This window comes from Bradyrhizobium sp. LB8.2 (assembly GCF_040548035.1).
GTDB lineage: Bacteria > Pseudomonadota > Alphaproteobacteria > Rhizobiales > Xanthobacteraceae > Bradyrhizobium.
The window spans coordinates 91,687-100,741 of record NZ_JBEPQV010000034.1 but is presented as its reverse complement, the minus strand read 5'-3'; the positions used below and the strand labels follow the sequence as shown (position 1 = coordinate 100,741).

General features: G+C 64.7%; 7 protein-coding genes and 1 tRNA gene. 5 read left to right on the top strand and 3 right to left on the bottom strand.

What is annotated here, in order from left to right; translation table 11 throughout:
* Nucleotides 1-139 precede the first annotated feature (139 nt).
* On the bottom strand, nucleotides 140-301 hold the full coding sequence (locus ABIB06_RS31815; protein WP_354050637.1) for a hypothetical protein: 162 nt from the start codon (nucleotides 299-301) through the stop codon (nucleotides 140-142).
* 219 nt (nucleotides 302-520) lie between these two features.
* Between ABIB06_RS31815 and ABIB06_RS31810 the strand changes: the two genes are divergently transcribed.
* Both ABIB06_RS31810 and ABIB06_RS31805 read left to right on the top strand, forming a co-directional pair.
* Nucleotides 521-670 carry a hypothetical protein gene (locus ABIB06_RS31810; RefSeq protein WP_354050635.1) on the top strand — a complete coding sequence of 50 codons (150 nt, stop codon included), beginning with the start codon at nucleotides 521-523 and terminating at the stop codon, nucleotides 668-670.
* Between the two features lie 242 nt (nucleotides 671-912).
* A complete protein-coding gene (locus ABIB06_RS31805; RefSeq protein ID WP_247349068.1) occupies nucleotides 913-1,131 on the top strand; it encodes a hypothetical protein in 219 nt (72 codons plus the stop codon).
* Between the two features lie 126 nt (nucleotides 1,132-1,257).
* On the opposite strand, the gene ABIB06_RS31800 is transcribed toward ABIB06_RS31805, so the two are convergent.
* Nucleotides 1,258-1,485 carry a DUF2171 domain-containing protein gene (locus ABIB06_RS31800; RefSeq protein ID WP_354050633.1) on the bottom strand — a complete coding sequence of 76 codons (228 nt, stop codon included), beginning with the start codon at nucleotides 1,483-1,485 and terminating at the stop codon, nucleotides 1,258-1,260.
* 118 nt (nucleotides 1,486-1,603) lie between these two features.
* Between ABIB06_RS31800 and ABIB06_RS31795 the strand changes: the two genes are divergently transcribed.
* Together ABIB06_RS31795 and ABIB06_RS31790 are read left to right on the top strand one after the other, a co-directional pair.
* Nucleotides 1,604-2,857 carry a hypothetical protein gene (locus ABIB06_RS31795; protein ID WP_354050644.1) on the top strand — a complete coding sequence of 418 codons (1,254 nt, stop codon included), beginning with the start codon at nucleotides 1,604-1,606 and terminating at the stop codon, nucleotides 2,855-2,857.
* Between the two features lie 204 nt (nucleotides 2,858-3,061).
* Entirely contained in the window at nucleotides 3,062-3,235 is a 174-nt protein-coding gene (locus ABIB06_RS31790; RefSeq protein ID WP_354050631.1) for a hypothetical protein, read from the top strand.
* A 132-nt stretch (nucleotides 3,236-3,367) separates the two neighbouring features.
* Here the strand turns inward: ABIB06_RS31790 and ABIB06_RS31785 are convergent.
* Nucleotides 3,368-3,444, bottom strand: a tRNA-Arg gene (locus ABIB06_RS31785).
* A 403-nt stretch (nucleotides 3,445-3,847) separates the two neighbouring features.
* Between ABIB06_RS31785 and ABIB06_RS31780 the strand changes: the two genes are divergently transcribed.
* Nucleotides 3,848-9,052, top strand: a complete 5,205-nt coding sequence (locus ABIB06_RS31780; RefSeq protein ID WP_354050629.1) for an alpha-2-macroglobulin family protein — start codon at nucleotides 3,848-3,850, stop codon at nucleotides 9,050-9,052.
* Nucleotides 9,053-9,055 lie beyond the last annotated feature (3 nt).

Sequence of the window (9,055 nt, the reverse complement as noted above, 5' to 3'; positions counted from 1 at the left end):
TCCGAGACCCGCATAATCCACCGAACCGCCGTATACGGACCCGTACGTACGGTGGTGTGGGAGGGGCGACGCCGCGAGGCGTCCCCCTATCCCGATTTGGCGTTGGCCGAGAATTGAGAGAGACTGATCGTCCCCCGGGTCAGGATACCAGCCAGTTGAAGAACGCGATCGCGGCCCAGACCAGACCTGCGATCCAGGCCAGCATCACGATGCCGATGGTCGCAAGATATGCGATGCCGAGCGGGTCGGATCTTTCGCGTTGCGTCGGGGCGGCAACTCCGGCTGCGGCTTCTTGTGTCATGACGGGAAACACCTCCCATGCCTTCTCGCTCTCCTGGGAGCGATGAAGGCTGTTTAGCGGAGATGCCGGGCGCAGGCTGTGACGTACTTCACAGTTCGGTCTGTGTGGAGCGGCCTCTCGGCTTCGCGCGGCATATCCCTGGGGGTGGGTGGTAACCCCGCAATCATCCGGACGAAATTGCCATGCGTTTGTCCAGATCGTTCGGCTAGTCTGAGCCTCATGTGTACCAAGTACGATCCACAGCACGAAGCCGAGGCGGCGATGAAGCGCGCCGTGGCAGCCGACGGCCCCGACCGGCAGCGCCTCATCGAGCTGGCCCTGGCCTGGCATCAACTCGCCCGCGACCGGCGCGAGGATGGGGCGGATTGAGCGGACGCTCTCACGAGAAAAGCCCGTGTGCATACGAAAAACCCCGTGCTCGGGGGGACAAGCACGGGGCTCTCTAGGGCCGATCGGGGCTGGCAGATCGGCACCACTCAATATTCAACACGCTGATCGCAGGTTCGTTCCGCGTCCCTCAATCCATCCTCTCGGGATCATCAAGGGCGGCCGGGAGGAGCCGGTTGCGGTTCGCCGTAGGAACGTCCGTTCCCCGCCGGCGTTGAGCGGCCATGACCGACCCCGAATTACGCGCACAGTCCTTCGAGATTGCCTGGAAATATCTCGACCACTCCGGCCTGCTCACCGGTGAGCACAGGGAGGCGGCCCAGTTCATCCTGAACAGGATCGACCGCATGATGCTCCGCGGAGAACGGCGAAGATTGCTACTGTCAAACGCCGCGATCGATGCCTACCGGTTGCGGCCCGTGCTCGTGACGTTCGACGCCTGAGGCGAGCCGACGAAACGTGGCGTTAAGACTCGTTCCGAAGGCGATTTCCTGATCGCGATTCGTTTCAGAGAACGAAGCAGAGCGAGACCGTGAACAAACAAAAAGCCCCCGAAGGGGCTCACTGTTTCAGGCGGCTTCCGACTTCGGCACCGCGTCGGCATTCACCGAAAGCTTGACGACATCGCCTTCAACGGCACCGACATATTTCGTGTCGATGTAATGATGATGGTCCTTGTGACCCTCCGGGCTGTCCTTCCGCGTCAGCTTGATGCGGTTGCCCTCGACGCGATCGACGGTGCCGACATGGGCGCCGTCCTTGCCGATGAGTTTCATATGCTCTCTGATTTCGCTCATGTTGTTCTCCTTATGCAGCATTAACAGCGAGGACCGGTCTTCGTTGCAAAGCGGCAGTCGTGGTAGGACCCAGCGCGCCTCCGAAACGTTGAACGGCAGTTGCACTTTTCGGGTCCGCATGGAGAGCATTGAGGCCTATCTGGAACGGAAGCACAGGGAGATCAGGCTGTTGAACGATTGCCTGAGTCATCCGGTGCATCTCGCATGTCCGCGATCTGTCGACGACGTCATCAAGTCCAAATTCCGGGTCACGGCGGCGCTGCGGGCAGAGCACGAGTTGCATCAGTGGAAGGCCACGGAGACGGCCTGGTCGCACGCGGCGCCTCCCACCAGCGGCCCATTCACGTTCAGCTACGACTACCAGCGCGCCGACCTTAAGGTACGCGGTCCGTCATTTTATCAATGCGGCCGCACCGAACAGGCGATCTACACTGCCTCGGGCATGGCCGCGATCTCGGCTCTGCTGCTGGCCTCGACGCGGGTCATCGGAAAGGCCGATATTCTGGTGATGCCGGGCTGCTACGGCGAGACGATCGAGTTGATCGAACGCTTCGTTCCGCATTTGCGGCTTGTCAGCTTGAAGCTGCCGCTCGGCGATGCGTTGGCGCGGGCGGGCTCGCGGCGGATTCTGCTACTGGATTCATGCGTCCCGGCCGGCGCGTTCGAAGCGGCGCTTCGCGTTGATCCATCCGCGCTCGATCTGCTGGTTTTCGATACGACATGTTTTGCCGGCGGATCGGGCCGCATCCGGCGCGTGCTCGGTTGGGCCCGGCGATACGGAATCCCCGTCGTGATGGTGCGAAGCCATACCAAGCTGGATTCGCTCGGGGCGGAATATGGCCGGCTCGGTTCTGCGGCTTTCGTCAGACCGGGCGAGGGCGCGAACGCGTCGTTCTGCGAGCGCCTGGCGCGGGAAACGAGCGAGGCCGTGCGCCTGCTCGGCGGCGCGGCGCTCCCGGCGCACTTTCCGCCCTATGTGGGCACCGCCGCTTATTGGAGGCTGACAAGACAACGCATCGCCGCGATGCTGCGCAACGGCCGACGCATGCGCCGATACTTTGCCTCCGAATTGGCGCAGCTTTCAGCGGAGCTCCACTTCACCCACGGCCTCTATGTCACGCTGCGCGGCCAGCGTCCGCTCGACCAGGCCAGCGCGCAGCAAGCCGCCGAAGACATGAGCCGGGACCTGAGCGGGAAGGGATTTCCGATCCGCCACGCCGGCAGCTTCGGTTTTGATTTCGCCGCGACGGAGTGGTTTCACAACGCGACCACGGGTGAGTACAGCGTGCGGGTGGCGGTGCCCGATTTGCCGACGGAGCTGTGGGATGAGCTTGGCGCGGCCATCGCCGCGTGGTGGGCGTCGAGTCAATGACGGCTTGAAGATGAGTGAAAGAAGGGTGTCAGGTACGGCTGAGTTCGTTACTCTGGACCAATGACCAACCGGTCGGCCGATTTATTGCCGCGCCTGAATCAATCGGTCGCCAAGCATGCTTCCAAGGCCGGCTTCTGGTGGCCGCGACCCGCCCATGCCTGGACGGCGAAGGCGAGCTGATACTGACTCACCGCCGTGCCCGCGATGGAAGCCCGCGCCGTCTCGATTCGTTTTGTGATACCGCTGGAGCTCACGACGCCTGCGTCGATTGCCAAATACGACATTGCGATTACAGCCACCGCAGATGCGATCGCCATTCTCGTCCACTCGGATAGCGGCATCGGAGTCCTTATCGAGCTCAATTCGCCCGGCGGGTAGATAAGGCTGATCTGGCCGGTTGAAAGTTCGGGGTGACGCTTCCCACGCATTCGTGAAGGACGATGGATCGGCAGCTGCGCCGCATTAGGCTGCTTGGCGGACGCTGTCGCCGATGTCCCCGGTCTTGGAGACTGGCGATCCCGGCAGGAATCGAACCTGCAACCCTCAGAGTAGAAATCTGATGCTCTATCCAGTTGAGCTACGGGACCGTTTTGAGCCGCCCTGGTTTCGGGCCAGCTGTTCATCTACCATGCCATTATGAAAAATATCGTCTTTAGCCAAGCCTGAACCGAACCGTTTTCCTCGAAGCCGCGACAAAGCGGAACGGTGGGGTGTCAGGGTGCCGGGTTGAGCGGCAGCGGACTGGACGATGGATCACATCGCCGGGAACGCTTACCAGCTTCCGGGACACGGCCGACGGTCGACTGGTCCGGTATTGCTGCGCCATCAGGACGGCGTGCGCGGCGGTGTCTTGATCGGTCTCCTCTGGGCTTGCCTAGTCATGGCGAATACGACGATTTGCACCTTTGGTTCCATCGCCTTGAGTCCGTCACCTTTCCGCGCATTTCATGCGACAAGCGGCGTTCGTCCGCGATTTCCGGGAGTCCATCCATGATCGGTCTTGTTCGCGCCGTCACACTCTGCGCCACGCTGGCGTTCGGCCTTAGCGTAGCGCAGGCCGCCGACAAGGCCTTCAAGCGCGACGATCTCGCCGATTCCGCGATCAAGCTGGAGGCGCAGATCAAGGGCGAGGCGGGGCCGGTCGCCAAGACCCGCGCGAGCTTGCGCACCGACGCCGATGCTGCCTTCCGGCGCAATGACTATCGCACCGGCCTGTCGGTGCTCGGCCAGGTCGCGGCGACCGCGCCGGAGGATGCCGGCAACTGGCTGCACCTGGCAAAAGTCATCTTCCAGATCACGCCGAAGAGCTCGAGCGAGCAGACATTCCTGCTGGAGCGCGCCTCGACCGCCGCCTACATCGCCTATCAGCGCGCCGGTAATCCGGGCGAGGAGGCCGACGCGCTCGCCGTGCTCGGCAAGTCGCTGTCCGAACGAAAACTATGGCGGCCGTCGCTGGATGCGCTGCGGCTGTCGCTCGACATGCGCGAGGTCGCCGACGTCCGCGGCCAGTATGAGAAAATGCGCGACGAGCACGGTTTTCGGCTGCTCGACTACACCGTGGACTCGGACTCGGCGAGCCCGCGCGCCTGCTTCCAGTTCTCGGAGGAGCTGGCAAAACGCACCGATTTCGCGCCGTACCTCGCGCTGGCGGGCCAGGACAAGCCGGCTTTGTCGGCCGAGGGCAAGCAGCTCTGCGTCGACGGGCTGAAGCACGGCGAGCGCTACAACATTAATCTGCGCGCCGGCCTGCCGTCCACCGTGAAGGAGGGCCTGCCGAAATCGGCCGAGTTCAACGTCTATGTGCGCGACCGCAAACCGTTCGTGCGCTTCAACAGCCGCGCCTATGTGCTGCCGAGGACCGGCCAGCGCGGCATTCCCTTGGTCAGCGTCAACACGCCCGCGGTCAATATCAACGTGTTCCGGATCGGCGACCGCAATCTGATCAACACGGTGGTGGACAGCGACTTCCAGAAGACGCTGTCCAAGTATCAGCTCAGCGACCTCGGCGGTGAGCGCGGCGTCAAAGTCTGGACCGGCGAGCTCGCGACCGCGATGACGCTGAACCAGGACGTCACCACCGCGTTCCCGGTCGATCAGGCGCTCGGCGAACTCCAGCCCGGCGTCTACGTGATGACGGCCGCGGCCAAGGGGCCGGGCTCGGACGACGACTACCAACTCGCAACCCAATGGTTCATCGTTTCCGACCTCGGCGTCGCAGCCTATTCCGGCAATGACGGCATCCACGTGTTCGTGAATTCGCTGGCGTCCACCGACCCGGTCGGCAAAGCCGAGGTGCGGTTGGTCGCGCGCAACAACGAGATTTTGGCGACGCGCAAGACCGACGACAGCGGCCATGTGCTGTTTGAGGCCGGGCTTGCGCGCGGCGAGGGCGGCCTGTCGCCGGCGATGCTGACGGTCACGGGCGAGAAGGCCGACTATGCCTTTCTCAGCCTGAAGACCTCCGCCTTCGACCTGTCCGACCGCGGCGTTTCGGGCCGCGCGGTGCCTGCGGGCGCCGACGCCTTCGTCTATGCAGAGCGCGGCGTCTACCGCTCCAGCGAGACCGTCTATCTCACCGCTCTGCTCCGCGACGGGCAGGGCAATGCGGTCACCGGCGGGCCGATGACCCTGGTGATCGAGCGCCCTGATGGCGTCGAATTCCGCCGCGCTGTGGTGTCCGACCAGGGCGCCGGCGGCCGCACGCTGGCCGTGCCGCTCAACTCGGCCGTGCCGACCGGGACCTGGCGGGTGCGCGCCTTCACCGACCCGAAGGGCTCCTCGGTCGGCGAGACCACCTTCATGGTCGAGGACTACGTTCCCGACAGGATCGAATTCGACTTGTCTGCCAAGGACAAGCTGATCAAAGCTAACGCTCCAGTGGAGCTTAAGGCGGACGGTCATTTCCTCTATGGCGTGCCGGCCTCGGGTCTGGCGCTCGAAGGCGACATGCTGGTCGCGCCCGCATCGGAACGTCCGGGCTTTGCCGGCTACCAGTTCGGCGTCGCCGACGAAGAGACCACCTCGAACGAGCGCACGCCGCTGGAGAACCTGCCCGAGGCCGACGCCAACGGCGTTGCAACCTTCCCGGTCACGCTCGACAAGCAGCCGGCCTCGACGCGTCCCCAGGAAGCGCAGATCTTCGTCCGCATGGTCGAGACCGGCGGCCGCGCCGTCGAGCGTAAGATCGTGCTGCCGGTCGCACCCGTGGCCGCCATGATCGGCATCAAGCCGCTGTTTGGCGACAAGAACGTCGCGGAGGGCGACAAGGCCGAGTTCGAAGTCGTGTTCGTCTCGCCCGCGGGCGAGAGGCTTCGCCGCGACGGCCTGCGCTACGAGCTCCTGAAGATGGAGTCGCGCTACCAATGGTATCGCCAGAGCAATTATTGGGAATACGAGCCGGTCAAGTCGACGTCGCGCGTCGCTGACGGTGACGTCACCGTTGCCGCCGACAAGCCGTCGCGGATTTCGCTGACGCCGCAGCCAGGCCGCTACCGGTTGGATGTGAAGTCGAACGACGCCGACGGCCCGGTGACCTCGGTGCAGTTCGACGTCGGCTGGTATTCCGACGGCAGCGCCGACACGCCGGACCTGCTGGAGACCTCGATCGACAAGCCGCAATACGCTTCGGGCGACACCATGACCGTGTCGGTCAACGTCCGCAGCGCCGGCAAGCTGACCGTCAACCTGCTCGGCGATCGCCTGCTGACGACGCAGACCATCGACGTCAAGGAGGGCACCGCGCAGGTGAAGTTCCCGGTCGGCAAGGACTGGGGCACCGGCGCCTATGTGGTGGCGACGCTGCGCCGTCCGCTCGACACGGCCGCGCAACGCATGCCGGGCCGCGCGATCGGCCTGAAATGGTTCGGCATCGACAAGCGGACCCGCACGCTCCAGGTGAAGCTGACGCCGCCGGCGCTGATCCGGCCGAATGCGATGCTGAAGATCCCGATCAAGCTCGACGGGCTCAATCCGGGTGAGGACGCCAAGATCGTCATCGCCGCGGTCGATGTCGGCATCCTCAATCTCACCAGTTACAAGCCACCGGCGCCGGACGATTATTATCTCGGCCAGCGCCGCCTGAGCGCGGAGATCCGCGATCTCTATGGGCAACTCATCGACGGCATGTCGGGCACGCGCGGACAGATCAAATCCGGCGGCGACGCCGGTTCCGCCGAGCTCCAGGGCTCGCCGCCCGCGCAAAAGCCGCTCGCGCTCTATTCGGGCATCATCACCGTTGCCGCCGACGGCACAGCGGAAGTGAGCTTCGACATTCCGGAGTTCGCCGGCACCGCGCGCGTGATGGCGGTGGCGTGGACCGCGACCAAGCTGGGCCGCGCCAACGTCGACATCGTGATCCGCGACCCTGTCGTGCTGACCACGACCCTGCCGCGCTTCCTGCTCAACGGCGACCACGGCACGGTCGATCTCGAGATCGACAATGTCGAAGGGCAGGCCGGCGACTACGTCATCGACGTGAAGACGGGCGGCCCGGTGAAGATGACCGGCAATCCCGCAACCACGGTGAAGCTCGCCGCCAAGCAGCGCAATTCGTTCACACTCGCTGTCGACGCGACCGCGGCGGGGCAGGCGACGCTCGACGTCGACATCAAGGGACCGAATGGCCTGGCGCTGGCGCGCCACTATGCGCTCGATGTCAAGGCGGCAACCCAGGTGCTGGCGCGGCGCTCGATCCGGACGCTGGCGAAGGGCGAGAGCCTGACGCTGACCTCGGACATGTTCGCCGATCTCGTGCCGGGCACCGGCAGCGTCTCGGTCTCGGCGAGCCTGTCGACCGCGCTCGATGCGGCGACGATCCTCAAAGCGCTCGACCGCTATCCCTATGGCTGCTCGGAGCAGATCACCAGCCGCGCCATGCCGCTGCTCTATGTCAACGAGCTCGCTACGGGCGCGCATCTGGCCATGGATACCGAGGTCGACCAGCGCATCCGCGATGCCATCGAACGGCTGCTGGCGCGCCAGGGCTCGAACGGTTCGTTCGGCCTGTGGTCGGCCGGCGGCGACGACGCCTGGCTCGATGCCTACGTGACGGACTTCCTGACCCGGGCCCGCGAAAAGGGCTTTGTGGTGCCGGATGTCCTGTTCAAGACCGCACTCGACCGCATTCGCAATTCGGTCGTCAACGGCAACGAGCCGGAGAAGGACGGCGGCCGCGACCTCGCTTACGGTCTCTACGTGCTCGCGCGCAACGGTGCAGCGCCGATCGGCGATCTTCGCTATCTCGCCGACACCAAGCTCTCCAACCTCGCGACGCCAATCGCGAAGTCGCAGCTCGCGGCCGCGCTCGCGCTGGTCGGCGACCGCAACCGCGCAGAACGGGTCTATGGCGCAGCCCTCGACAGCCTTTCGCCCAAGCCCGTGCTGGAATTCGGCCGCACCGATTACGGCTCGCAGCTCCGCGATGCAGCCGCGCTGGTGTCGCTTGCCAGCGAAGGCAACGCGCCGAAGGCGACGCTGACGCAGGCGGTGTCGCGGGTCGAGACCGCGCGTGGGCTCACGCCCTACACCTCCACGCAGGAGAATGCGTGGCTGGTGCTGGCGGCGCGCGCGCTCGCCAAGGAGAACCTGTCGATGGAGGTCGACGGCCAGCCGGTCAAGACTGCGCTCTATCGCAGCTACAAGGCCACGACACTGGAAGGCAAGCCGTTGAAGATTACCAACACCGGTGACGCGCCGGTGCAGGCCGTGATCTCGGTGTCGGGCTCGCCGGTGACGCCCGAGCCTGCGGCATCGAACGGCTTCAAGATCGAGCGCAACTTCTTCACGCTCGACGGCAAGCCGGCCGATATCAGCAAGGTCAAGCAGAACGACCGCTTCGCTGTTGTGCTGAAGATCACCGAGGCGAAGCCCGAGTACGGCCACATCATGGTGTCCGACTATCTGCCGGCCGGTCTCGAGATCGACAATCCAAAACTGGTGTCGTCGGGCGACAGCGGCACGCTGGGCTGGATCGAGGACGGCCAGGAGCCCGAGGATACCGAGTTCCGCGACGACCGCTTCACGGCGGCCGTCGATCGGGCCTCGGATTCCAAGGCGGTCTTCACGGTGGCTTATGTCGTGCGTGTGGTCTCGCCCGGCAAATACGTGCTGCCGCAGGCCTATGTCGAGGACATGTACAATCCCTCGCGCTACGGTCGCACCGGGACGGGCACCGTCGAGGTGCGGGCGGCGAAGTGAGTG